Below are 25,510 nucleotides of genomic sequence, written 5' to 3'. Positions count from 1 at the left end.
CAAGGCGATCAATGATTACCTCGGCCATGCCGCGGGTGATCAGTTCATCCGCGACTTCGCCACCAGGACGACGGAAGCGATCGAGGGGCGCGGCATGATCGCTCGGCTCGGGGGCGACAAATTCGTCGTCGTTCCGGCGTCCGCGATGGACCTCGGCGCCGCCACCGAACTCGCCGAGAGTTTGAGGTCCCAGGTGACCGCTCACGTCAGCATCGGCGGCGAGGTGCTCCACCGCACCGTGAGCGTCGGCGTCGCAGCCGGTGTCCCCGGCGAGGATTCGAGCTTGGATCTGCTGCGGCGAGCGGATGAAGCGCTGCTGACCGCCAAAGGAACCGGCGGGGACAGCATCGGCACCTTCTCCGCCGAGATGCTCACCCGGCGTGAGCTTCGCAATGAAATCGAGCTGCATCTGCCGGCCGGCATCGAAACGAATGCCCTTACTGTTCTTTACCTTCCCGAGATTGACATGGTGACGGGCCGGGTCCTTGCGGTCGAGGCGCTGGTGCGGTGGCAGCATCCCACCCGGGGGCTGCTGCTTCCCGACCAATTTGTTCCGGTCGCCGAATCCATGAACCTTGCAGGGGAACTCGGCGACTGGGTATTGCGCGCGGCATGTGCTCACCTGGCCGAGTGGCGGGCGCACGGGGTCGGCCTGAATACGATGGTGCGGATCAACGTTTCGCCGGCGCAACTGGTCTCGCACGACTTGGTCAACACCGTCAAATGCACCCTCGACGAGTTCGGCCTGGACGGCCCGTCGATTGGACTGGAAATCACCGAGAGCATGTTGATTCAGGACCTGGCGAATACCCGGGCTATCCTCGTCGAGCTAAGAGAACTGGGGATGGACATCGCCATCGACGACTTCGGCACCGGATATAGCGCGATGGGCCTGCTGAGAACGCTGCCCGTGGGCACGTTGAAAATCGATCGCAGCTTCGTACTGGACCTCGCCAACTCGGCCGACGACCTGGCCATCGTGCGGGCGATCATCGGCCTGGCCGACGCCCTGGACCTCAATGTCGTCGCCGAGGGAGTCGAGACCGAAGACGCGGTCCGAGTCCTCCTTGAGGAAGGGTGTTCTCGCGCACAGGGATTCCTGTTCTGTCGGCCCATTCCGGCCGAAGCCACCAAGATGTTGCTCGCCGAGGGTTCCGTGCCGGTAGGGATCAAACCCACGGCTGCGCGGGAAGAAGCCGAAACAAACCCGCCATGACCACGGTTAGTGCGGCTTGGCCAGCGGGAATGGCAGTGTCTCGCGGATGCTGCGGCCTGTGATGAGCATGATGAGCCGATCGATACCCATACCGAGGCCGCCCGTCGGCGGCATCGCGTATTCCATGGCTTGCAAAAAGTCCTCGTCGAGCTGCATCGCCTCGGGATCGCCGCCCGCCGCCAGCAGCGACTGTTCCTGCAGGCGGCGCCGTTGTTCCACCGGATCGGTCAGCTCGCTGTAGGCGGTCGCCAGCTCGACGCCCCACGCCACCAGATCCCACCGCTCTGCCACACCGGGTTGACTGCGGTGCGGGCGCGTCAACGGCGACACGGATGCCGGGAAGTCGATATAGAAGGTCGGATGTTCGGTTCGGTCCTCGACGAGGTGTTCGTAGAGTTCCAGCACCACAGCTCCTGCGTCCCAATGAGGCCGATAGGGGATGTGCGCGGCGCGCGATAGCTTGCGCAGTGCACTCAGGCCTGTGTTGGCGTCGATCCTTTCCCCCAGGGCTTCGGATACCGCGTCGTACACGGTCTGCACCCGCCAACTGCCCGAGATATCGATCGGTTCCAGGCGCGCATCGGCGCCATCGGCGCCGGTGCGGGGCCGCAACACGACCTGCTCACCGTTCGCGGCCTGGGCGGCGTTCTGGATGATCTCGCGGGCGCCGTCGATCCAGACTTTGTAGTCGGCGTGCGCCTGGTAGGCCTCCAGCAAGGTGAACTCCGGGTTGTGGCTGAAGTCGGCACCTTCGTTGCGGAAGGCCCGGCCAAGTTCGAACACCCGCTCCACGCCGCCGACGCACAACCGCTTGAGGTAGAGCTCGGGCGCGATGCGCAGAAACAAGTCCATGTCATAGGTGTTGATGTGGGTGACGAACGGCCGGGCGGCGGCTCCGCCATGGATCTGCTGCAGGATCGGCGTCTCGACTTCTATGAAGCCCTTCGCGAACAGCGTTTCCCGCACGGAACGCAGTACGCTGCTGCGGGCCTTGACCAGCTCACGCGATTGCGGGTTGACGGCGAGGTCGACGTACCGGGTCCGCACTCGCGTCTCGGGATCGGTCAGCCCCTTCCACTTGTTCGGCAACGGCCGCAAGCACTTACCGATCATTCGCCAGTCGCCGACAATGAGCGACCGGGTTCCGTTCTTGCTGAAGCCCATATGGCCGGTCATCTCGACCAGGTCACCGAGATCGATCGCCGCGGTGAAATCGGCGGTACGGCCGTGCTCCAGACGCGAATTATCAAGCAGCACTTGCATTTCGCCCGACCAGTCCCGCAACTGGGCGAACAGCACGCCGCCGTAGTCGCGGATTCGCAAGATCCGGCCGGACACAGAAACGGTTTCCTGGTCATCCGCGTCGAGCGCCCGCGCGACCGTGTGGCTGGGCGGAGATCCCACCGGGTAGGCGTCAACCCCGCTGCGCTGCAGCGTTTTCAGCTTTGTCAGGCGGACCCGAACCTGCTCGGGAAGGCGGGATCGCGACTCGTCTGCCTCCGCGGCGGCGCGTGGGCGCAGCCCACTCACGTCGGGTGCCGACCCGTCTTCATGCAGCAGCCCCGACTCCACCAGCCGCGCCGGGACAGCCGGGTGGTGACCGGTGTGAGCTTTCCGTCGCCCGAATGGGAATGCGAGGAACCCCTCGGCGAGAGCAGAGGCGACGCCGACGCGCGGAATCAGCCGGGCGTCCTCGTAGCACGCGTAGCGCGGAACCCAGTCCGGCTGATATTTCATGTTCGAGCGGTATAACGTCTCGAGTTGCCACCACCGCGAGAAGAACAGCAGAAACCCGCGCCACAACCGGGCAACCGGGCCGGCGCCCAGCTGGGCGCCCTGCTCGAAGGCGGACCGGAACATGGCGAAATTCAATGAAATGCGCATCAGCCCAAGTGCTTCGGCGTTCAGCGCCAGTTCGCTGACCATCAGCTCGATGGTGCCGTTGGGGGATTGCGGGGAACGGCGCATGAGGTCCAGGGAGGCGCCGGTGCTGCCCCACGGGACCAGGGACAGCATCGCCACGACGTGTCCATCGCGGCCCACCGCTTCGATGAGCCAGCAATCCCCGTCAGCCGGGTCGCCCAGCCGACCCAGCGCCATCGAAAAGCCGCGCTCGGTTTGGGTATCGCGCCAGGCATCTGCGCGCGCAATGGTGTCGCGCATCTCGTCGGCGGAAATGTCGCGGTGTCGCCGGATCCGCACCGTCAGCCCGGCCCGCCGCGCTCGGGTCACCGCCTGGCGCACCCCGCGCATGTCGGGGCCGGACAATTTGAAGTCGGACGTCCGCAGGATGGCCTCGTCGCCCAGCTCCAGCGCGTTGAGGCCGGCCTCTCGGAATGCCTGGGCCCCTTGCGAACTGGCGCCCATCACTCCGGGAGCCCAGCCGTACGTCTGGCACAGCCGCAACCATGCGTCGATGGCCTGCGGCCACGCGCGCGGGTCGCCCACCGGGTCACCGCTGGCGAGGCAGACGCCGACTTCGACGCGGTAGGTGACGGCCGCTCGCCCGCTGTGGGCGAACACCACCGACTTGTCCCGACGGGTCGCGAAGTATCCCAGGGAGTCGTTCTTGCCGTACAGCTCGAGCAGCCCCCGGATGGCGGACTCGTCCTCTCCGGTCAGCGCGTTGTCGGCGCGCTGGGACTGGAACAGCACGATCGCGGCCGCGATCAGCGCAAGCGCACCTAACAACCCGAAGACGGCGTTGAGGATGACGTGCGGCCGGCCGGTGAAAGCGTCGGGATCGACGATGGAGAACCCGACCACCCGGTTCACCACGTACCAGAAGCGGGAATCGGGCGCGAGGGTTCCGGGCCACATTTCGACCAGCGCCCAGGAAGCCAGGATTCCGACCACCCACCCGGCGACCAGCACCGCGGTGGCCTTGAACAAAGCGCCTCTTCGGACCTTGGCCCAGAACTGGCGATATGACAGCACCAGGAGGACGATCGCGACGATGTGCACGGCGAACCCGAGGTTCTCGCCGAACGTCTCTGCGGGAGTGTTGTCCCCGGCCGCGATGTCGGCGGCGTTCAACGCGGCGGCGAGCACCATGTTGCCGAGCAGCAGCAGCCAGGCGATGCGCTTGCGCGCGGTGAGCGCCGCCGCCAGCAGTGCCAGCACGAACGACCACGCGATGCTGGTGTCAGGGAAGTTGAACAAATAGTTGTTGATGAATTCCCGGGGCACCTTGATCAGCCACCGGAAGAAGGGGGACACACTGGCGATCAGTGACAGCGTCGCGATACTGCCGACGATCCAGCCGGCCGCCGCCGGTACCCAGCGATACCGGGAGTTTGACTGGCTGCCCGAACGGGACGTGGTCACTGTCACAGACCGCGAGGATATGCCTTCAACCCGTGAAAATCCTGGCGAAGCGCCAAGAGACCGGGCCCAGCACTGGACCGGGCCCGCCGGACGGGTCTAACGCACGCTGGAGGCCTGTCAAGGCGCAGAAGTGCTGGAAGAAGCCGCATGGCTGCTAAACTAGCGATCGCGACCATCTCGGCGAATGCCGGGACAGTTAAGTGGAGTCCCACTCCCACCGCCGGCCGAGAATTTTTTGAGGCTACGCGGTCCGGTCAACGGGCATCGTGAATGCCTGTTTCCGCAACGCGGGCGGCTTGAGCAGTTCAAGACGCGATCGGTCGGCATTGGGCCCTGCTTCTGCAGGGCCTTTCTGCTGATGGTGTGGTGCTTCCAGAACCCAACAAGGAGGCCCCATCAGCACTGAGACCCGCGTCAACGAGCGCATCCGCGTACCTGAAGTCCGATTGATCGGCCCAGGGGGGGAGCAGGTAGGCATTGTGCGCATCGAAGACGCACTGCGCGTCGCCGCCGACGCCGACCTCGACCTCGTCGAAGTGGCCCCGAACGCCAGGCCGCCGGTCTGCAAGATCATGGACTACGGCAAGTACAAATACGAGGCGGCGCAGAAGGCTCGCGAATCCCGCCGAAACCAGCAGCAGACTGTCGTTAAAGAGCAAAAGCTGCGACCAAAGATCGACGATCACGATTACGAGACCAAGAAGGGTCACGTGGTTCGCTTCCTGGAGGCGGGATCGAAGGTAAAGGTCACCATCATGTTTCGCGGACGCGAGCAGTCGCGGCCCGAGCTGGGCTATCGATTGCTACAACGGCTGGGCGCGGACGTCGCCGACTATGGATTCGTCGAAACGTCGGCCAAGCAGGACGGCCGGAACATGACGATGGTGCTGGCACCGCACCGCGGCGCAAAGACCCGTGCCAGGGCTCGGCACCCCGAAGCACCCGGCGCTGGCCCGGCCCCGGATTCGGATGCGGGAGCCGCCGCCGGCCAACCCTCACCAAACTGACCCGACACCGAGAACTCGAGGAAACCCAAAATATGCCCAAGGCCAAGACCCACAGCGGGGCGTCGAAACGGTTCCGTCGCACCGGAACCGGCAAGATCGCCCGCCAGAAAGCCAATCGCCGGCACCTGTTCGAGCACAAGCCGACCACACGAACCCGGCGGCTGGACGGCCGCACGACCGTTTCAGCCAACGACACCAAGCGGGTCAAGTCGCTGCTGAACGGCTGAGTGAGCGCCGCCACCCGACCACATTTACGTCTGAACGAGACCTGAACGAGAGTAGGAACATCCATGGCACGCGTGAAGCGGGCAGTCAACGCCCACAAGAAGAGGCGCAGCGTCCTGAAGGCCTCGAAAGGCTATCGCGGCCAGCGATCCCGCCTCTACCGCAAGGCTAAAGAGCAGCAACTGCATTCGCTGAACTACGCCTACCGCGACCGCCGCGCGCGTAAGGGCGAGTTCCGCAAACTGTGGATCTCGCGGATCAACGCGGCCGCACGCGCCAACGACATCACGTACAACCGGCTGATCCAGGGCCTGAAGGCCGCCGGAGTCGAGGTGGACCGCAAGAACCTCGCCGACATCGCTATCACCGATCCGGCGGCTTTCACCGCGCTGGTCGACGTGGCGCGGGCGGCGCTGCCCGACGACGTCAACGCCCCGTCGAATCCGGGAGAGGCCGCCTAGCCCGGCGACGCCCAGCTCGTCGAGATGGCGGCGCTCACCGAGCGGTCGGCCAGGGTGGTCGCGGCGGTCAAGTTGCATCGGCACGTCGGCCGTCGGCGTGCGGGACGGTTTCTCGCCGAGGGCCCTAACCTCGTCGAGGCCGCGTCGGCTCGCGGGTTGGTCCGCGAAGTGTTCGTCACCGAAATCGCGGCGGAACGGCACGCGTCGTTCCTGGCAGCGCAGCGGTCTCCGGTCCTCCTGGTCAGCGAGCGGGCCGCGAAAGCTTTGTCCGACACCGTCACTCCCGCGGGGGTGGTCGCGGTTTGCGACATGCCGGCGACCCGGCTGGAGCACGTGCTGGCCGATTCCCCTCAGCTGATCGCGGTCGCCGTCGAGATCGGCGAGCCCGGCAACGCGGGCACGCTGATTCGCATCGCCGACGCCATGGGCGCCGCGGCGGTGGTGATGGCCGGGCACAGCGTCGACCCCTACAACGGCAAGTGCGTGCGGGCGTCGGCCGGCAGCATCTTCTCGCTTCCGGTCGTCACCGCGCCCGACGCTCCGGCCGCCGTCACCGCCTTGCGCGCCGCGGGGGTGCGGGTGCTGGCCACGACGGTTGACGCGAAGGTCCGCCTCGACGAAGCGGACCTCGCCGCGCCGACGGCCTGGTTGTTCGGGGCCGAGTCGCGCGGATTGTCGGCCGAGATCGCGGCGGCGGCAGATCAGCGCGTGCGCATCCCCATGTCCGGCGGCGCCGATAGCCTCAACGTAGCCGCCGCGGCGGCTATCTGCCTGTACCAGAGCGCGCTTGCCCTGGGCCGCCTTCGCTGAGCCGTTCGCGGAGGTCTCACCCTCGACCCTGCGGTGACGGATTCGATCCTGCGGCCACAGTCGCTTCCAGGCCGAGATCGGCGATCCCACCCCAGGCTCGATGGACTACGCGGCCTTAATGCGGCGTTAAGCGGCCCTTGTGGGGCCGCGGGCGGGTCGCAGGCCGGTCAGAGAGAGCGTGCCGTGCACCAACGAACCCGCTCGCTCCATGAAGAACTTGGCGGGGTCTAAGGGGGACCGAGATCGCGGGGGAAAGTAATGCATGGGCAGTCCACGGCGATCGCGCGGCGGCGCCGTGAACGCCGGCGCCTCGACCAACGGGGCGTCGCTGGGGTCCCGTCCCTGGGCACGCCGGTAGGCGGCCAGCGCGCGTGGATGCAAGCGGATTTCGTCGGGAACTGCCAGGAACGCCAGCTCGACGAACTTCCCGAACAGGCGCAACAACACCTCGTCGCCGAAGGTCCAGTGCATGCCCGCCTTCTCGCGTACCGCCGGTTCGAACAGCCCCGCGGCGATCCAGCGCTGACCGGCCACCAGCGGCTTGAACAGCTGGTCCCAAATGGGCGTCGGCAGCAACACGAACCTCGGCTTGGGAATTCGTATCCGGAAGACGTCCAGCGTCGCCTGGTTGATTTCCAGCTCCTCGCGGCAGATCCGGTCCCAGTAATGCTGGAATTCCTCCCACGACTTGGGGACCGGCCGCATGCTCATCCCGTACATCCGGTACCACTGGACGTGCTCGTCGAACAGCTGTCGCTTCTCGGCCTCGGTCAGGCCTCCGCAGAAGTACTCGGCCACCTTGATAACCAGCATGAAGAACGTGGCGTGCGCCCAGTAGAAGGTCTCCGGGTTGAGCGCGTGATACCGACGCCCGGAGGCGTCGACGCCCTTGATGGTGCGGTGGTAGCCCTTGATCTGCTGTCCTGTTGCGGCCGCCCGGTCACCGTCGTAGACCACGCCCATGATCGGATACACCGATCTGGCCACTCGCTGCAGGGGCTCGCGCAGCAGGATCGAGTGATCCTCGACCCCGGCGCCCAGTTCCGGGTACATGTTCTGAATCGCGCCGATCCAGACTCCCATCATCCCGGTGCGAAGGTCCCCGAAGTACTTCCAGGTGAGTGAATCGGGTCCGAGCGGATCGGCGGATGTCGTTGGTATGGCAGTCATCTCGGCCTCCTGCTCCTAACTGCGCTCACGATAACTTTGACAACGCACGTTGTCCACGATTTCCGCAAATGACGCGTCTCGTTGTTATCGAGCGGCTACAGCCGCGACGCGACGGCGTGACCGGGGGTTCTCGCACCCCCCGTGGACCGCACGAGCGCCGCCGGACGGCCGCGGGCGAACTCCAGATTTGATTTCACCAGCTGGGCCTGGGGTGAGCAGCCCGCACAGAGTTTGTGTCCCACCGGCTGTGACGCAAACGGCGCGAGCGTGATTGCCCGCCTCTCCCAACACCACCTACCCTGGCCACGTGGACCTCGCGCCTCCCGATCCGGAACCGGGCGCGTCCGGCGAAGCCGTGACGACGGTGGCGCCCCCGGCATTCAGACGTCGCTCCGCCGTGCCGATTCACTCCGCGGCCGAATGGTTGCACAACACAAATCACAGCCCCGGCGTGGTGGCGTTCGTCCGCCGTGCGCGACGGCTGCTGCCTGGAGATCCCGATTTCGGGGATCCGCTGTCCACCGCAGGCGAGGGTGGTCCGCGTGCGGCGGCGCGAGCTGCCGACCGGCTCCTGCGCGATCGCGATGCGGCATCGCGAGAGCTTGGCCTGGGTGTGCTGCAGGTCTGGCAGGCGATGACCGAGCGGGTTGCGCGACGGCCGGCAAACCCCGAGGTGACGCTCGTATTCACGGACCTCGTCGGCTTTTCGTCGTGGTCGTTGGAAGCTGGTGACGAGGCGGCGCTCACCCTGCTTCGCCAGGTGGCGCGGGCGGTCGAGCCGCCCCTGCTCGACGCCGGGGGGCACATCGTCAAACGCATGGGCGACGGACTCATGGCGGTGTTCCGGGATCCGACCGTCGCCCTGCGGGCGGTGCTTGTCGCCAAGCAGAACCTCAGATCGGTGGAGGTCGCGGGGTACACGCCACGAATGCGGGTGGGCATCCACACCGGCAGGCCCCAGCGGATCGCCGCCGACTGGTTGGGTGTCGACGTCAACATCGCCGCCCGCGTTATGGAACGCGCCACAAAAGGGGGAGTAATGATCTCGAGTTCGGCGCTGGACCTGATACCGCAAACCGAGCTGGACGCGCTGGGTGTCGCCGCCAAACGTGCACGTAAACCGGTTTTTGCGGCCAAGACCGCCGGCGTTCCCGCGGACCTCGGGATCTATCGCCTCAAGACTCTTAGGGAGTTGACAGGCTCCGATCACGCTTCTGAAACAAATCAGCCGACATAATGGATGCCAATGATTGGGGGCATCTTCTCCCGGCTTGCCCGGGTTCGGTTCACCGTGGGGTACGTGGCGGTTCTGCTCGCCACCAGCTGCGCGATTCTCATGCTGGGTCCCCAGACGCATGACATGCTCGTCCGCCGCGCCAGCACCAACCTGCACAATCTGGCCCACGGCCACGTCGGCACCCTCTTGGGCAGCGCGTTGGTCGTCGACGCTGGTCCGCTGTACTTCTGGCTGCCCTTCCTGACGTGTCTGCTCGCGCTTGCGGAGCTGCATTTGCGTACCGTCCGGCTGGTCGTGGCGTTTCTGGTCGGCCATATCGGCGCGACGCTGCTGGTGGCCGCCGCACTCGCCACGGCGCTCGAGTTCGGCTGGGTGCCGTCGTCGATCACCCGAGCCAGCGATGTGGGGATGAGCTACGGCGCTCTTGCCGCGCTGGGAGCGATGACCGCGGTGATCCCGTCGCGGTGGCGAGCGGCGTGGGTCGGCTGGTGGGTAGCCGCGGGCCTTGCCGCCGCGATCATCGGTGCCGATTTCACCGACGCGGGCCATACCGTCGCCGTTGTTCTGGGCGTGCTGGTGTCCGCGCGGTTCCGGCAGTCGGTCACCTGGACGCCGGTGCGGTTGCTGATGCTGGCGGCGTCCTCGGGGTTCGGTTTCTTGATCCTCGCGCACCACTGGGGGACGATGGCCGCCGCGCCGCTGTTCGGCTTGCTCGGCGCGTACGTGGCCCACAAGCTCGTCCGGTTCGTCACCGGGCGCAATGCGGGGTCAATCGATAAGGGTTCGCCCGACGCCCTGACCGGTCCGCGGCCCGTCTTGGCCGGTTAACCGGCGCGCCGATCTTCCCGAGTCTTCTCAGCACGCCCCGGGGGCGCGCATGCGAATAACTTATGATCGGCACTTGCGCCGCCGCTGTGTCGCGCGCAATCCGACGTGAACAAGGAGAGTGCCGCCGCGTGGGCGATCAACCCGTCGACCTATCGCCGGAGGCGTTGGCCGAGGCGGTCACCGCCGCGCAACAGGCCATCGCAGGTGCTGACGACCTGGACACCTTGGCGCACGTCAAGACCGAACACCTCGGTGACCGCTCGCCGCTCGCGCTGGCGCGCCAAGCGCTGGGCAGCGTTCCCAAGGAGCTGCGCGCCGATGCCGGCAAGCGCGTCAACGCCGCCCGCGGCGAGGCCCAACGCAGCTACGACGAACGGCTGGCAACGCTGCGCGCCGAGCGCGACGCCGCCGTGCTGGTCGCCGAAGGCATCGATGTCACCCTGCCCTCGACTCGCCAGCCTCCCGGGGCGCGGCACCCGATCACGATTCTGGCCGAGCACATCACCGATACCTTCATCGCCATGGGATGGGAACTGGCGGAGGGACCGGAAGTGGAAACCGAACAGTTCAACTTCGATGCCCTCAACTTTCCCGCCGACCACCCGGCGCGCAGTGAACAGGACACCTTCTACATTGCGCCGGAGGGTTCGCGGCAGCTGCTGCGCACCCACACCTCACCCGTGCAGGTACGTACGCTGCTGGCGCGCGAGCTGCCCGTCTACGTCATCTCGATCGGTCGCACGTTTCGCACCGATGAACTCGACGCCACGCATACCCCGGTCTTCCACCAAGTCGAGGGCTTGGCGGTGGACCGCGGCCTGTCCATGGCGCATTTGCGAGGAACGCTGGACGCTTTTGCGCGCGCCGAGTTCGGTCCCTCCGCTCGCACCCGGATCCGGCCGCATTTCTTCCCCTTCACCGAGCCGTCCGCCGAGGTCGACGTCTGGTTTGCCGGCAGGAAGGGCGGCGCCGACTGGGTGGAGTGGGGCGGCTGCGGGATGGTGCATCCAAACGTATTGCGCGCCGCGGGAATTGACGCGGGAGTGTATTCCGGTTTTGCATTCGGAATGGGCCTGGAACGCACTTTGCAGTTTCGCAACGGAATCCCGGACATGCGCGACATGGTCGAGGGCGACGTCCGGTTCTCGTTGCCGTTCGGGGTGGGCGCCTGATGCGCGTTCCCTATAGCTGGTTGCGCGAAGTCGTCACCGCGGGAGCACCGGGGTGGGACGTCGCCCCCGGTGATCTCGAGGAGACGCTGGTGCGCATCGGCCACGAGATCGAAGAGGTCATCAGTTTGGGCCCGGTGGCAGGCCCGCTGAGGGTGGGGCGGGTAACCGGGATCGAAGAGCTCACCGAGTTCAAGAAGCCGATCCGGGCCTGCCTGGTGGACGTAGGGGAGGGTCAGCAGCGCGAAATCATCTGCGGTGCAAGTAATTTCGTGCTCGGTGACCTGGTTGTGGTGGCGCTGCCGGGCACCACGCTGCCCGGCGGATTCGCCATCACGGCCCGCAAGACCTATGGCCGTAACTCCGACGGAATGATCTGCTCGGCGGCCGAACTCGGTTTGGGGGCGGACCATTCCGGGATCTTGGTGCTGCCGCCCGGCACCGCGCCACCGGGAGCCGACGGGGCCGCAGTGCTCGAGCTGGACGACGTCGTCTTCCACCTGTCGATCACTCCCGACCGGGGCTACGCCATGTCCGTGCGTGGCTTGGCCCGCGAAATCGCATGCGCATACGACCTGGATTTCGTCGATCCGGCCGGCGACGACGTCGTGAAGCCGTTGCCCGCGGAAGGTGAGGCGTGGCCGCTGAACGTGCGGGCCGAAACGGGCGTACGGAGGTTCGCGCTGCGCTCGGTGATCGGCATCGACCCGGCCGCGGTGTCGCCGTGGTGGCTGCAGCGCCGGCTGCTGTTGTGCGGTGTCCGCACGACCTCTCCGGCGGTGGATGCCACGAACTACGTGATGCTTGAACTGGGTCACCCCATGCACGCGCACGACCGCAACCGCATCAGCGGGAGTCTGGGCGTGCGGTTCGCCCGGGCGGGCGAGACCGTCGTCACCCTCGACGACGTCGAGCGCCGGCTCGATCCGGCCGACGTCCTCATCGTCGACGACCGGGCGACCGCCGCGATCGGCGGCGTTATGGGCGGGGCAAGCACGGAGGTGCGCGCGGATTCCACCGACGTCCTGCTCGAGTCCGCCGTGTGGGACCCGGCCGCGGTGTCGCGCACCCAGCGCCGGCTGCACCTTCCCAGCGAGGCCGCCCGCCGGTACGAGCGCGGCGTAGACCCGGCCATTTCGGTCGTCGCGCTCGACCGCTGTGCCGCGCTGCTGGCAGAAATCGCCGGGGGAGCGGTGTCGCCGACGCTGACGGATTGGCGAGGTGACCCGCCAGTCGGCAACTCGGTCGCCGATTGGGCTGGGTCGCCGATCCGGATGGCCGTCAACTTGCCGGACCGCGTCGCGGGCGTGGCCTATGCCCCCGGCACGACGGCCCGGCGCCTCACCCAGATCGGCGCAGCGGTGGACGAGAACGACGACATCCTGACCGTGACGCCGCCGAGCTGGCGACCCGACTTGCTGCAGTCCGCCGACCTTGTCGAGGAGGTCATGCGGCTCGAGGGGCTGGAGCTTGTTCCGTCGGTGCTGCCCTCGGCCCCGGCGGGAAGGGGTCTCTCCGCGGCGCAAAAGCGCCGTCGCGCGGTCGGCAAGTCCCTGGCCCAGTCCGGTTTCGTCGAGATCCTGCCCACACCGTTCCTGCCCGCGGGCGTGTTCGACCTCTGGGGCCTGGCGGCCGATGACCCGAGGCGCACGATGACGCAGGTGCTGAACCCGCTGGAGGCCGACCGCCCCCACCTGGCCACCACGCTGTTGCCCGCCCTGCTGGAAGCGTTGATGCGCAACGTGTCTCGCGGTCTCGTCGACGTCTCGTTGTATGCCCTGGCGCAGGTGGTCCAGCCGACCCAGAACACCCGCGGGATGGACCTCATCCCGGTAGATCGGCGACCGTCCGATGCCGAGGTCGAGATGCTGGACGCGTCGCTGCCCCGGCAACCGCAGCACGTCGCCGCGGTTCTGGCCGGTCTGCGTGAACGGCGCGGACCGTGGGGACCCGGCCGGCCGGCCGAGACAGCCGATGCCCTCGAGGCGGTGCGAATCATTGCGCGCGCCAGTGGGGTCGACGTTCGTTTCCGCGCCGTCCAATGCCTGCCGTGGCACCCGGGCCGTTGCGCCCAGGTGGTCGTCGGCGACACGCCCGTGGGTCACGCCGGGCAGCTGCATCCCGCCGTGATCGAACGCTCGGGCCTGCCGAAAGGCACGTGTGCGCTCGAGCTCAACCTCGATGCGATTCCGATCGTCGAGGCGTTGCCGGCGCCCAGGTTGTCGCCCTTTCCGGCCGTCTTTCAGGACGTCAGCCTCGTGGTGCCCGCCCACGTGCCGGCTCAGGCGGTGGCGGACGCCGTCCGCGAGGGCGCCGGTGAACTGCTCGAAGACATTCAATTGTTCGACGTCTTCGCCGGCCCGCAGATCGGCCACGATCGCAAGTCGCTGACCTTCGCCCTGCGTTTCCGCGCGCCCGACCGCACCCTGACCGAAGACGACGCCAGCGCTGCCCGGGACGCGGCAGTGCGGCGTGCCGCCGACGCCCTCGGCGCCGAATTGCGTGCCTAGCCGTTTTGGTTCAGGCGCGCGCGGTAATGTGAACGATCTAAGAAACTTCCAATTGGCCCCGAAGTCAGACGGCGCGCTATTACGCTCGTGTCTACTTGGTGAACGCTAGGTGGCGATCTTACGGGCTCGATGGGAGATCGGTATGTCGTTCGTCGTCGCCGCGCCGGAGCAGGTACAGGCGGCGGCTCAAAGGTTGGCGGGTATCCGCTCGATGTTGGGCGAGGCCAGTGCATCGGTCGCGGCGCCCACGACCGGGTTGCTGGCCGCCGCCCAGGACGAGGTGTCGGCCGGAGTCGCGGCGTTTTTCAACACGTTTGGACAGGAATACCAGCTGCTCAACAGCCAGGCGCAGGCATTCCATCAGCAATTCGTGAATTTGATGAACGCGGGGGCCGGTGCCTATCTGAGCACCGATGGCGCCAATGCCGAGCAGCATCTGCTGAACGCCGCGAACCCGACTGCGCAGGGATTGGTCGGGCAGTCCCGCGACGGCATCGGTGCTGTCGCGTCAGCCCTGGGCGCGGCCCGGGCGGCGGCCTTTCCTGGCTTTGCTGGCGGTGGCGTGCGCCATCTGCCTGGGAGTGCCACTGCGCTGCCCGGCGCGCTGACCGGACTGGCGCAGACCGGGGCGAGCGCCGGCTCGGTCGTCGGACCGTATCAAGCGCTCCTGCAGAATACCGTCGCCAATTGGCAAACCTTCACCGCTGGCACATCCGCGAATCCGAATCCTTTTCTGCACCAGGTAATCACAAACCAGATGGGTTATGCGAAAGAGATCAGCTCGCAGTTCGCGTACGAAATCCAGAACTTCCCCGCCGTGTTGGCCGGCGCACCCGCGACTATCCAAGCCGGCATTCAGGGGCTTTTGGCGTACAACCCTGGGCCTTATGTGCAGCAGATCATCATCAACCAGATGATCTATGGGGAACTCACCTACTCGTCACTGCAGAGCGCGGGATCCTACTTCAGTATGGGGTTGCGGGCCTTGCCGCCTTACCTGGAATCCGCCTACCACTACACGTTGATGGGCAATTACACCGCCGCGCAGGGCGAACTTTTCCAGGGCCTCACGGGTTTGTTCATCTCGCCGCCGTATGCGGAGATCACCGGTGAGAGCCTAAGTCTCAACATCACATTCCAGAACTTCTCATTCTTGTTCTTGGACCTCAGTCTGCCCGCGAGCGTCACCGCGAACCTTGACGCCGGTATCGTCCCGGTGGGCACTGTGGGAGCATTGTTGCCGATCCTCACCATTCCCGGAATGGAAGCCCAGGAGTTCACCAACCTGCTGCCCGGCGGCTCGATCGCGCAACAAATTGCGCAGAACTTCACCAACGTGGTCAACAAGGCTACGGACACAACCATCTCGTTGAGCGGAATACTCGGTATCGGTATCAATTGGGGGTCGGGCTTCTTACCCGCTATCCCCCCCGCCATCACCGGCACCCTTGGTCTGAATGCCAACTTCGGGCTTCCGGTGGCGCTTGGCCTCGATGCGGCAGGCGGGCCGGTCAACGCGTGGTACGCGTTCAACGCCAGCACGCAAGCGTTCAACAACGCGGCGCTGTCCGGACATTATGGACAGGCAGCCACCGCATTCATCCAGGCTCCCGCCAACATCACCAACGCCTTCCTCAATGGCCGCTCGACGATACCGTTCACCTCCGACATAGACGGCATTCCCATTACTCTGAATTTCCCGGCGGATGGAATTCTCGTCGGAACCACCCCCGCCACGTTGACGTTGGATAACATCCTCACGATTCCCATCGGAGGCACGCCGATCAGCGGCCTCGTTCCCGGGCTGTACTACGCATCCCAGCAGCTGGCGAACGCAATCACGCCATAGTCGTTGCGGCCGAGTGCGGGTGCAGGCCGCGGCGCCGAGTTAGAGATGCGGAGCAGTCTCTGTGGGGGTGTTGAGTGTGCCGGCCAGCAGGTTGCTCCGAGCGGTCATCGATCCGAACGGGCGCCGGCGCTACGTCCACGGGCGCTCTGGAGTGACGGGAGGCGGCGGCCCATCCGTCACCCGCTGGTGAAGCCCGACCACCAACACCGCCGCCGACCTGCCAAGCCTTCTGATTCGGCGGTCGGCCACCGAAAAGAATGTTGAATTTCTAGCGAACGTCGATGGCGTTAGATTATTCTCCGTTTACCTGGGGATCCTGGGCTGAGTCGAGTCGAGGGGAGTTGTCATGTCGTCCGTGACCGTAGTGCCCGAGTATGTGAAAGCGGCGGCGGGGGATTTAGCGCATATCGGTTCGACACTGGGACAAGCCAACGCTGCGGCAGCGACTCCCACCACCTCGATTGCGGCCGCGGCTGCTGACGAGATATCGAGCGAGATCGCGGCGATGTTCGGCACATATGGCCAGCACTACCAAGCACTGAGTGCTCAGGCCGCGGCTTTCCACAACGAATTTGTGGGCCTGTTGAATGGCGGTGCGGCGTCGTACATCAGCGCCGAGATCGCCAATGCTCAGCAGACCCTGCAGGGCGCGATCGGCGGGCCGGCCGCCACGGCGGCAAACCTCGGCGCCAACCTCCCGCTTCTTGGCGGTGTGCCCACCCCGTCCCTTCCGGCGCTTCCCACCCCGCCCACCGTCGGCGGATTGACCGGGCTGACATCTGGCTTGAGCGGCCTGACCTCCGGCTTCAACCCCAGCGCATTGACCGGCCTGACCTCCGGCTTCAACCCCAGCGCGTTGACCGGCCTGACATCCGGCTTGAGCGGCCTGGGCTCGGGCTTCAACCCCAGCGCGTTGACCGGCCTGACGTCTGGCTTGGCCAGCCTGCCCGGGCAGCTGGGCAGCGGAAGCTCGAGCCTGCAATCCCTGCTGGCTGGATTCTTCGCCGCGCCATCGTCTGGGCCGTTCGGCCAACCACCAACTGGCGGACCCGGCGTCTTCCCCAACCCCTACCTAGCTCTCATCCAAAACACGCAAACCAATCTGAGCCTGCTCAACGCTGCCTGGGCCGCGGACCCGTTCCCGATCGCGACCCAGATCATGATCAACCAGAGCCATTACGCGCAGGTTCTGCAGAGCCAGATCGCGTTCGACCTCCAGGGCTTCCCGGCGAACGTGCCCGCGAACATCCAACTTGCCCTTCAGGGTGCTTCGACGTTCAACCCGGCAGCCATCGGGCAGACGTTCGTCAACGGCGCCAACAGCTATTGGGGGCCGGCCATCGCGGGGCTGCAGAGGTTGCCCATGGACTTCGCGGCCGTAATGCCCAAGGTCCAGCAAGACCTTGGGATGATGAGCCAGGCGTTGTCGGTCGGCAATTACCACCTTGCAGTGCAGGATGCGGCACACGCCGTCCTCGATTCGTTCATCAGCGGATTCGACCTCAGCCATTTGACGGCGACTCTCGGTACTCCTGTTTTAGGTCTGAATCCTCTTATTACGCTCCCGGTCGCCATCGCGGGACCAATTCTCCTGCTGGGCCCCGCCGCGGACCTGCTCCCTCTCGTCAACGGCATCGGCCAGCAGGCGCAGGGCCTCGCCAGCCTGGTCCCTGCCGGCTCCATCGCCGGACAGGAGATACGCAACTTCGCCAACGGCATCTCTGCGCTCACCAACACGAACGTCACGGCGAATTTCAACGCAAACGTAGGGGTTGGATCCATAACACTGCTACCTCCGTCCTTCACACTCGCGGGCCTGACAATAGGCGGCTCGGCCATGTTCGGCCTGCCGTTGCAGCTGGGATTTGCGGCACTGGGTTCGCCGTTCGCCATGTTGGACGGGCTCGCGACGGGTGGGACCCAGTTCGGGCAGGCATTTGCGGCCGGGAGCGGCCTGGGAATGTTGAACGCCATCGGCGATACGCCGGCCTACATGTTGAACGGTTTGCTGAACGGCCAAATGCTGGTGGATATGACACTGCCGGCGAACGTGACGGTGCCGGTGACGTTGCCAGTGGTGGGGACCGTTGCCAGCATCCCCTTCAGCCTGGCCGCCACGGCGCACCTGCCCCTCGACGGGCTTCTGGTTCCGCCGGCGCCCCTGACGGCCACGTTGCCGCCCATCAACGAGTTCGGCATTCCACTCGCCCCCCAACAAACCATCGCCTTCGGCGGCACGAAATTCTCAGGTCTCCTTCCGTTCCTGATCAACACCATGCCCGACCAGATCGCCTCGGCGATTGCATGGCAAAACACCGCACCTCACTAAGAGGGGTGGCGTCGAAGCGGGTTGCTCATTTGGCGAGCGTCGAATTAACCTGCGAGCTCGTCGGTTAACAACGCAGCCAGTCGACGTTCGACTGGGACGCCGCAGCATGGATTTGCAGACTACTGCATAACCATGCATAATCATCGGAATGGCCGATGCACTGAGGGTGGCGGTTGCCGGTGCCACCGGCTACGCGGGCGGTGAGATCCTGCGGCTGCTGCTCGGGCATCCGGCCCACGCCGACGGCCGGCTCACGATCGGCGCGGTGACCGCCGCGACGAGTGCCGGCAGCGCCCTCGGAGAGCACCATCCGCACCTGATTCCGTTGGCCCAGCGCATCGTCGAGCCCACCGATCCGGGAGCGCTGGACAACCACGACGTGGTTTTCCTCGCCCTGCCGCACGGGCACTCGGCCAGGCTGGCCGAAGAGCTCGCCCCCGAAACCCTGATCATCGACTGCGGCGCCGACTTCCGGCTCACCGACGCCCAAGCCTGGGAACGGTTCTACGGATCCCCCCACGCCGGCAGCTGGCCGTACGGGCTGCCCGAGCTGCCCGGCGGACGAGAGCGGCTGCATACCGCACGCCGCATCGCCGTTCCGGGTTGCTATCCCACCGCGGCTCTGCTCGCGTTGTCGCCGGCGGTGGCCGGGGACCTCATCGAGCCCGCTGTCACGGTGGTCGCCGTCAGCGGAACGTCCGGGGCCGGTCGCGCCGCCAAAACCGAGCTGCTCGGCTCGGAGGTCATCGGGTCCGCGCGCGCCTACAACATCGCCGGTGCCCACCGGCATACCCCCGAGATCGCTCAGGGGCTGGGCGCCCTCACCGACCGCGACGTCACGGTGTCGTTCACGCCGGTGCTGATCCCGACGTCACGCGGCATCTTGGCCACCTGCACCGCCCGCACCCGCGCGCCGCTATCGCAGCTGCGGGCCGCCTACGAAAAGGCTTACGACACCGAGCCATTCGTCTACCTGATGCCCGAAGGGCAGCTGCCCCGCACGGGAGCGGTGATCGGCAGCAACGCGGCGCACATAGCGATTGCGGTCGACGAGGCGGCCGAGACGTTCGTGGCGATCGCCGCGATCGACAACCTGGTCAAGGGCACCGGCGGCGCGGCCGTGCAGTCGATGAACTTGGCGCTCGGTTGGCCGGAGACAGAAGGCCTTTCGGTCATCGGGGTGGCACCGTGACCGCCGTCAGCGACGAGTCGGCCCGTCTGGTGCGCGAGCAGGGCGTCACCGCCCCGGCGGGATTCCGGGCCGCCGGCATTGCGGCCGGGATCAAGGCATCCGGGGTCCGCGATCTGGCGCTGGTGTTCAACGAGGGGCCGGCCTACGCGGCCGCCGGTGTGTTCACCCGCAACAAGGTCAAGGCCGCGCCGGTGCTGTGGACCCAGCAGGTCCTGACCACCGGGCAGCTGCGCGCGGTGATCCTCAACTCCGGCGGCGCCAACGCCTGCACCGGGCCGGCCGGCTTCCAGGACACCCACGCCACCGCGGAGGCGGTTGCCGCGGCGTTGTCTGACTGGGGCACCGAGACGGGCGCCATCGAGGTCGCGGTCTGCTCAACCGGCTTGATCGGGGATCGGCTCCCGATGGACAAGGTGCTCGCCGGGGTGACGGCAATAGTCCGCGAGATGGCCGGCGGGTTGGGCGGCGGCGACGAGGCCGCGCGGGCGATCATGACCACCGACACCGTGCCCAAACAGGTCGCGCTGCATCATCGCGAGAACTGGACCGTCGGCGGCATGGCGAAGGGCGCCGGCATGCTGGCGCCGTCGTTGGCGACCATGCTCTGCGTCGTGACCACCGACGCGGCGGTTTCGTCGGCGGCGCTCGACCGGGCGCTGCGGCACGCCACCGCCCGGACCTTCGACCGGCTCGACATCGACGGCTGCTGTTCGACCAACGACACCGTGCTGTTGCTGGCGTCGGGCGCGAGCGAGATCACCCCGGCCCAGGCGGAGCTCGACGACGCCGTGCAGCGGGTCTGCGACGACCTGTGTACTCAGCTGCAGGCCGACGCCGAGGGCGTCACCAAGCGCGTCGTCGTGACGGTGACCGGGGCCGCCTCCGAGGAGGACGCGCTGGTCGCCGCGCGGGCGGTCGCCCGCGACAGCCTGGTCAAGACGGCGGTGTTCGGGTCGGATCCCAACTGGGGCCGCGTGCTCGCGGCCGTCGGCATCGCGCCGGTCACCCTCCAACCGGACCGAATCCGGGTGTCCTTCAATGGTTATGCGGTATGCGTCGACGGTGTCGGAGCGCCGGGCGCGCGCGAGGTGGACCTTTCGGGGGCCGATATCGACATCACCGTCGACCTGCGCGTCGGGGAGGCCTCTGCCGCAATCCGGACCACCGACCTCTCGCACGGTTATGTCGAAGAGAATTCGGCTTACAGCTCATGACCATAAAGCTCGACGGCCTGCCCACGCAGGTCAAAGCGCAGGTGCTGGCCGAGGCCCTGCCCTGGCTCAAGCAGTTGCACGGCAAGGTCGTCGTCATCAAATACGGCGGCAACGCCATGACGGATGACACCCTGCGGCACGCCTTCGCGGCGGACATGGCGTTCCTGCGCAACTGCGGCATCCATCCGGTCGTCGTGCACGGCGGCGGACCACAGATCACCGCGATGTTGCGGCGGCTGGGCATCGAGGGTGACTTCAAGGGCGGCTTCCGGGTCACCACACCGGAGGTGCTCGACGTGGCGCGCATGGTGCTGTTCGGACAGGTGGGCCGCGAGCTGGTCAACCTGATCAATGCCCATGGCCCCTACGCCGTCGGCATTACCGGCGAGGACGCGCAACTGTTCACGGCCGTGCGGCGCAGCGTGACCGTCGACGGCGTGGCCACCGACATCGGCCTGGTGGGAGACGTCGAGCAGGTCAACACCGCGGCGGTGCTGGACTTGATTGCGGCGCGGCGCATTCCGGTGGTGTCGACGCTGGCGCCGGACGCCGAAGGGGTGGTGCACAACATTAACGCCGACACCGCCGCCGCGGCGCTGGCCGAAGCGCTGGGAGCCGAGAAGCTGTTGATGCTCACCGACGTCGAAGGCCTGTATACCAATTGGCCGCAACGAGATTCGTTGGTGAGCGAAATCGACACGGCCACCCTGGCGCAATTGCTGCCCACGCTGGAGACGGGCATGATCCCCAAAGTCGAGGCCTGCCTGAAGGCGGTCACGGCGGGCGTGCCCAGCGCCCATGTCATCGACGGGCGGGTCGAACATTGCGTGCTGGTGGAGCTTTTCACCGACGCGGGCACGGGCACGAAGGTGGTGAACACGTGACCGCCACCGACAACATGCAAAAGCGCTGGGAAGCCGTGATGATGAACAACTACGGCACCCCGGCGGTGGCATTGGCCAGCGGTGACGGCGCCGTGGTGACCGATGTCGACGGCAAGACCTACGTCGACCTGCTGGGCGGCATCGCGGTCAATGTCCTGGGCCACCGCCATCCGGCGGTCATCGAGGCCGTCACACACCAGATGACCACGCTGGGCCATACCTCGAACTTGTATGCCACCGAGCCCGGCGTCGCGCTGGCCGAGGAGCTGGTCGCGTTGCTGGGGGCGGAAGGCCGGGCGCGGGTGTTCTTCTGCAACTCCGGCACCGAGGCCAACGAGGTGGCGTTCAAACTGTCGCGGCTCACCGGGCGCACCAAACTGGTTGCGGCGCAAGAGGCTTTCCACGGCCGGACGATGGGTTCACTGGCGCTGACTGGTCAGCCGAGCAAGCAGGCGCCGTTCGCGCCGCTGCCCGGTGACGTCACGCACGTTCCGTATGGCGACAAAGATGCGTTGACTGCCGCCGTCGACGACAACACCGCCGCGGTGTTCCTCGAACCGATCATGGGGGAGAGCGGCGTCGTCGTCCCCCCCGAGGGATATCTGGCCGCCGCGCGGGAGGTCACAACCCGGCACGGAGCCCTGCTGGTGCTCGACGAGGTGCAGACGGGGATGGGCCGCACGGGAGCGTTTTTCGCCCACCAGCACGACGGCATCACTCCCGATATGGTGACCATGGCCAAGGGCCTCGGGGGCGGACTGCCGATCGGGGCGTGCCTGGCGGTCGGGCCGGCGGCCGAGCTGCTGACTCCCGGACTGCATGGCAGCACATTCGGTGGCAACCCGATCTGCACGGCGGCCGCGTTGGCGGTGCTGCGGGTGCTGGCCGCCGAGGATCTGGTTCGCCGCGCCGAGGTGTTGGGCAAGTCGGTGAGCCACGGCATCGAAGCTCTCGGCCATCCCCTGGTTCACCACGTGCGCGGCCGTGGACTGCTTTTGGGAGTCGTGCTGAGCGCGCCGCGGGCCAAGGACGCCGAGGCGGCGGCACGCGAAGCCGGGTTCCTCGTCAACGCGGCCGCGCCCGACGTCATCCGTTTGGCGCCCCCGCTGGTCATCACCGAAGCCCAGATCGAGAGCTTCCTTGTCGAGCTGCCGGGCATCCTTGACAAGGCAGGAGCCGCAGCATGATTCGGCATTTCCTGCGTGACGACGACCTGTCGCCCGACGAGCAGGCCGAGGTGTTGCGGTTGGCCGCCGAACTGAAGAAGGACCCGTTCGGCCGTCGTCCCCTGGAGGGTCCGCGCGGCGTCGCCGTCCTCTTCGATAAGAACTCCACGCGCACCAGGTTCTCCTTCGAGGTGGGGATCGCCCAGCTCGGCGGGCACGCCGTCGTCGTCGACGCCCGCAGCACCCAGCTGGGCCGCGACGAGACGCTTCAGGACACCGCGCAGGTGTTGTCGCGCTACGTCGAGGCGATCGTGTGGCGCACGTACGGCCAGGACCGGCTGGAGACGATGGCCGCGACCGCGACCGTGCCGGTGGTCAATGCACTGTCCGACGAGTTCCATCCCTGCCAGGTGCTCGCCGACCTGCAGACCATCGCCGAAAGAAAGGGATCGCTGCGCGGCTTGAGGCTCTCCTACTTCGGCGACGGCGCCAACAACATGGCGCACTCGCTCCTGCTCGGCGGGGCGACCGCCGGCATCCACGTCACCGTCGCCGCACCCGAGGGCTTCGCACCCGCCCCTGCGGTGGTGGCCGCGGCCCGGCACCGCGCCGAGGCTACGGGCGCCTCGGTCTGCCTGACCGCCGATGCCGACGCGGCCGCCAAGGGCGCTGATGTCCTGGTCACCGACACATGGACGTCGATGGGTCAGGAGAACGACGGGTTGGACAGGGTGGGGCCCTTCCGGCCGTTTCAGGTCAACGCCCGGCTGCTGGCGCTGGCCGACCCGGAAGCCGTTGTGCTGCATTGCCTTCCGGCCCACCGCGGCGACGAGATCACCGACGAGGTGATGGACGGGCCGGCCAGCGTGGTGTGGGACGAGGCCGAAAACCGGCTGCACGCCCAAAAGGCGCTGCTGGTATGGCTGTTGGAGCGATCCGGATGACGCGCCCGCCGCTGACGATGCAGTGGGGGCACCCCCAGCCGCGCTGGGGGCACCTCCCGCTTGCGGGGGACGGCGAGGGGGACGAAGCGATGAGGAGGAGCGGCGCAATGACCCCGCGCCGGCGACGATGCAGAGCGCAGCGATGCGGAGGAGCGGCGCAATGACCCGCAGCAAGGCCAGCCAGGAAACCACCCGCGCCGGACGGCAGGCCCGCATCGTGTCGATCCTGTCGTCGGCGTCGATCAGCAGCCAAAGCGAACTGGCGGCGCGGTTGGCCGACGAGGGCATCGAAGTCACCCAGGCGACGCTGTCGCGTGACCTGGAAGAGCTGGGCGCGGTGAAGCTGCGCGCCGCCGACGGCGGCGTCGGCGTCTACATCGTTCCGGAGGACGGCAGCCCGGTGCGGGGGGTGTCCGGCGGCACGGACCGCATGTCGCGCCTGCTGGGCGAGTTGCTGGTGTCGACCGATGCCAGCGGCAACCTCGCCGTGCTGCGCACGCCGCCCGGCGCCGCCCACTACCTGGCCAGCGCGATCGACCGCGCGGCGCTACCGTACGTGGTCGGCACCGTCGCCGGCGACGACACCATCCTGGTGGTCGCCCGTGAGCCGATGACCGGTGCCGAGCTCGCGGGCATGTTCGAGAACATTCGGTAAGGAGATCGGTTTATGTCAGAACGCGTCATCCTGGCGTATTCCGGCGGCCTGGACACCTCGGTGGCGATCAGTTGGATCGGCAAGGAGACCGGCCGGGAGGTCGTCGCGGTGGCCATCGACCTCGGCCAGGGCGGCGAGGACATGGAGGTGGTGCGCCAGCGGGCCTTGGACTGTGGCGCGGTGGAGGCGGTCGTCGTCGACGCCCGCGACGAGTTCGCCGAGGGCTACTGCCTGCCCACCGTGCAGAACAACGCGCTGTACATGGACCGCTATCCGCTGGTGTCGGCGATCAGCCGGCCGCTGATCGTCAAGCACCTGGTGGCGGCCGCCCGCGAGCACGGCGGCGGGATCGTCGCGCACGGCTGCACCGGCAAGGGTAACGACCAGGTCCGCTTCGAGGTCGGATTCGCTTCTCTGGCACCTGATTTGGAGGTGCTGGCGCCGGTCCGCGACTACGCCTGGACGCGTGAGAAGGCGATCGCGTTCGCCGAGGAGAACGCCATCCCGATCAACGTCACCAAGCGGTCGCCGTTCTCGATCGACCAGAACGTGTGGGGCCGCGCGGTGGAAACCGGCTTCCTGGAGCACCTGTGGAACGCCCCCACCAAGGACATCTACTCCTACACCGAAGACCCGACCCTCAACTGGAGCACGCCCGACGAGGTAATCGTCGGTTTCGAGCGCGGCGTGCCGGTATCCGTCGACGGTAAGCGCGTATCGATGCTGCAGGCCATCGAGGAACTCAACGCGCGCGCCGGCGCGCAGGGCGTCGGGCGCCTCGACGTGGTCGAGGACCGGCTGGTGGGCATCAAGAGCCGCGAGATCTACGAGGCGCCCGGAGCCATGGTGCTCATCACGGCGCACACCGAACTCGAACACGTCACGCTCGAACGCGAGCTGGGCCGCTTCAAACGCCAGACGGATCAGCGCTGGGCCGAGCTGGTGTATGACGGCCTGTGGTACTCGCCGCTGAAGGCCGCACTGGAGAGCTTCGTCGCCAAGACGCAGGAGCATGTGTCGGGTGAGGTGCGAATGGTGTTGCACGGCGGCCACATTGCGGTCAACGGCCGCCGGAGCGCCGAATCGCTATACGACTTCAACCTGGCGACCTATGACGAGGGCGACAGCTTCGACCAGTCGGCCGCGAAGGGGTTCGTCTACGTGCACGGGCTGTCGTCGAAGATCGCCGCCCGCCGGGACCTGCGGTGACTTTGTCCTGGCCACCAGACAGAGAATCGCACCGACACGCGCGACTGAGTGCGATTCTGTGTCTGCTCGCGGTAAAAAAGTGAGCACCAACGAGGGGTCGCTGTGGGG

Annotated in this window: 20 protein-coding genes; 18 read left to right on the top strand and 2 right to left on the bottom strand. The window is 66.9% G+C overall.

Annotation, left to right across the window (positions count from 1 at the left end; translation table 11 throughout):
* Positions 1-1,216, top strand: a 1,216-nt coding sequence (locus JO059_RS09175; RefSeq protein ID WP_293315908.1) for a bifunctional diguanylate cyclase/phosphodiesterase, incomplete at its 5' end; no start/stop codon positions are given.
* Positions 1,217-1,222: 6 nt separating this feature from the next.
* On the opposite strand, the gene lysX is transcribed toward JO059_RS09175, so the two are convergent.
* A complete protein-coding gene (gene lysX / locus JO059_RS09170) occupies positions 1,223-4,549 on the bottom strand; it encodes a bifunctional lysylphosphatidylglycerol synthetase/lysine--tRNA ligase LysX (RefSeq protein WP_293315906.1) in 3,327 nt (1,108 codons plus the stop codon).
* A 389-nt stretch (positions 4,550-4,938) separates the two neighbouring features.
* On the opposite strand from lysX, the gene infC reads away from it, so the two are divergent.
* The 4 genes from infC to JO059_RS09150 all read left to right on the top strand — a co-directional run bounded on the left by infC (position 4,939) and on the right by JO059_RS09150 (position 7,046).
* Positions 4,939-5,550, top strand: coding sequence for a translation initiation factor IF-3 (infC, locus tag JO059_RS09165; protein WP_293315914.1), 612 nt, complete (start codon positions 4,939-4,941; stop codon positions 5,548-5,550).
* Between the two features lie 32 nt (positions 5,551-5,582).
* Positions 5,583-5,777, top strand: coding sequence for a 50S ribosomal protein L35 (rpmI, locus tag JO059_RS09160; RefSeq protein ID WP_293315904.1), 195 nt, complete (start codon positions 5,583-5,585; stop codon positions 5,775-5,777).
* A gap of 63 nt (positions 5,778-5,840) precedes the next feature.
* Positions 5,841-6,236, top strand: coding sequence for a 50S ribosomal protein L20 (gene rplT, locus JO059_RS09155; RefSeq protein ID WP_293315902.1), 396 nt, complete (start codon positions 5,841-5,843; stop codon positions 6,234-6,236).
* A 24-nt stretch (positions 6,237-6,260) separates the two neighbouring features.
* Positions 6,261-7,046, top strand: a complete 786-nt coding sequence (locus JO059_RS09150; RefSeq protein ID WP_293315900.1) for an RNA methyltransferase — start codon at positions 6,261-6,263, stop codon at positions 7,044-7,046.
* 126 nt (positions 7,047-7,172) lie between these two features.
* On the opposite strand, the gene JO059_RS09145 is transcribed toward JO059_RS09150, so the two are convergent.
* On the bottom strand, positions 7,173-8,216 hold the full coding sequence (locus JO059_RS09145) for an oxygenase MpaB family protein (RefSeq protein ID WP_293315898.1): 1,044 nt from the start codon (positions 8,214-8,216) through the stop codon (positions 7,173-7,175).
* Between the two features lie 364 nt (positions 8,217-8,580).
* Here JO059_RS09145 and JO059_RS09140 point away from each other — a divergent pair, with 364 nt between their 5' ends.
* From JO059_RS09140 to JO059_RS09080, 13 genes are all read left to right on the top strand, one after another.
* Positions 8,581-9,453 carry an adenylate/guanylate cyclase domain-containing protein gene (locus JO059_RS09140; RefSeq protein WP_293315912.1) on the top strand — a complete coding sequence of 291 codons (873 nt, stop codon included), beginning with the start codon at positions 8,581-8,583 and terminating at the stop codon, positions 9,451-9,453.
* A 9-nt stretch (positions 9,454-9,462) separates the two neighbouring features.
* Positions 9,463-10,281, top strand: a complete 819-nt coding sequence (locus JO059_RS09135; protein WP_293315896.1) for a rhomboid-like protein — start codon at positions 9,463-9,465, stop codon at positions 10,279-10,281.
* Between the two features lie 128 nt (positions 10,282-10,409).
* Positions 10,410-11,453, top strand: coding sequence for a phenylalanine--tRNA ligase subunit alpha (pheS, locus tag JO059_RS09130; RefSeq protein WP_293315894.1), 1,044 nt, complete (start codon positions 10,410-10,412; stop codon positions 11,451-11,453).
* A complete protein-coding gene (pheT, locus tag JO059_RS09125) occupies positions 11,453-13,960 on the top strand; it encodes a phenylalanine--tRNA ligase subunit beta (RefSeq protein WP_293315892.1) in 2,508 nt (835 codons plus the stop codon). The genes pheS and pheT overlap by 1 nt, the downstream gene beginning before the upstream one ends.
* 142 nt (positions 13,961-14,102) lie before the next feature.
* Positions 14,103-15,809 carry a PE family protein gene (locus tag JO059_RS09120; protein ID WP_293315890.1) on the top strand — a complete coding sequence of 569 codons (1,707 nt, stop codon included), beginning with the start codon at positions 14,103-14,105 and terminating at the stop codon, positions 15,807-15,809.
* 346 nt (positions 15,810-16,155) lie between these two features.
* Positions 16,156-18,138: a PE family protein gene (locus JO059_RS09115; protein ID WP_293315888.1), complete on the top strand. Its 1,983-nt coding sequence runs from the start codon at positions 16,156-16,158 to the stop codon at positions 18,136-18,138.
* Between the two features lie 148 nt (positions 18,139-18,286).
* Complete coding sequence (gene argC / locus JO059_RS09110) at positions 18,287-19,330, top strand: N-acetyl-gamma-glutamyl-phosphate reductase (RefSeq protein ID WP_293315886.1); 1,044 nt, start codon at positions 18,287-18,289, stop codon at positions 19,328-19,330.
* Positions 19,327-20,544 carry a bifunctional glutamate N-acetyltransferase/amino-acid acetyltransferase ArgJ gene (argJ, locus tag JO059_RS09105; RefSeq protein WP_293315884.1) on the top strand — a complete coding sequence of 406 codons (1,218 nt, stop codon included), beginning with the start codon at positions 19,327-19,329 and terminating at the stop codon, positions 20,542-20,544. The genes argC and argJ overlap by 4 nt, the downstream gene beginning before the upstream one ends.
* On the top strand, positions 20,541-21,428 hold the full coding sequence (gene argB, locus JO059_RS09100) for an acetylglutamate kinase (RefSeq protein WP_293315882.1): 888 nt from the start codon (positions 20,541-20,543) through the stop codon (positions 21,426-21,428). The genes argJ and argB overlap by 4 nt, the downstream gene beginning before the upstream one ends.
* A 14-nt stretch (positions 21,429-21,442) precedes the next feature.
* Entirely contained in the window at positions 21,443-22,615 is a 1,173-nt protein-coding gene (locus JO059_RS09095; RefSeq protein ID WP_293315910.1) for an acetylornithine transaminase, read from the top strand.
* Positions 22,612-23,538 carry an ornithine carbamoyltransferase gene (gene argF, locus JO059_RS09090; protein WP_293315880.1) on the top strand — a complete coding sequence of 309 codons (927 nt, stop codon included), beginning with the start codon at positions 22,612-22,614 and terminating at the stop codon, positions 23,536-23,538. Before JO059_RS09095 ends, argF begins: the two co-directional genes overlap by 4 nt.
* Positions 23,539-23,698: 160 nt before the next feature.
* Positions 23,699-24,193 (top strand): arginine repressor, encoded by a 495-nt coding sequence (locus JO059_RS09085; protein WP_293315878.1) that lies wholly within the window; start codon positions 23,699-23,701, stop codon positions 24,191-24,193.
* A gap of 12 nt (positions 24,194-24,205) precedes the next feature.
* Complete coding sequence (locus JO059_RS09080) at positions 24,206-25,402, top strand: argininosuccinate synthase (RefSeq protein ID WP_293315876.1); 1,197 nt, start codon at positions 24,206-24,208, stop codon at positions 25,400-25,402.
* Positions 25,403-25,510 lie beyond the last annotated feature (108 nt).

The organism is Mycobacterium sp., from assembly GCF_019247615.1.
Classification (GTDB): Bacteria; Actinomycetota; Actinomycetes; order Mycobacteriales; family Mycobacteriaceae; genus Mycobacterium.
The sequence above is the reverse complement of the archived record's forward strand: the minus strand, read 5'-3'. Positions and strand labels throughout refer to the sequence as shown.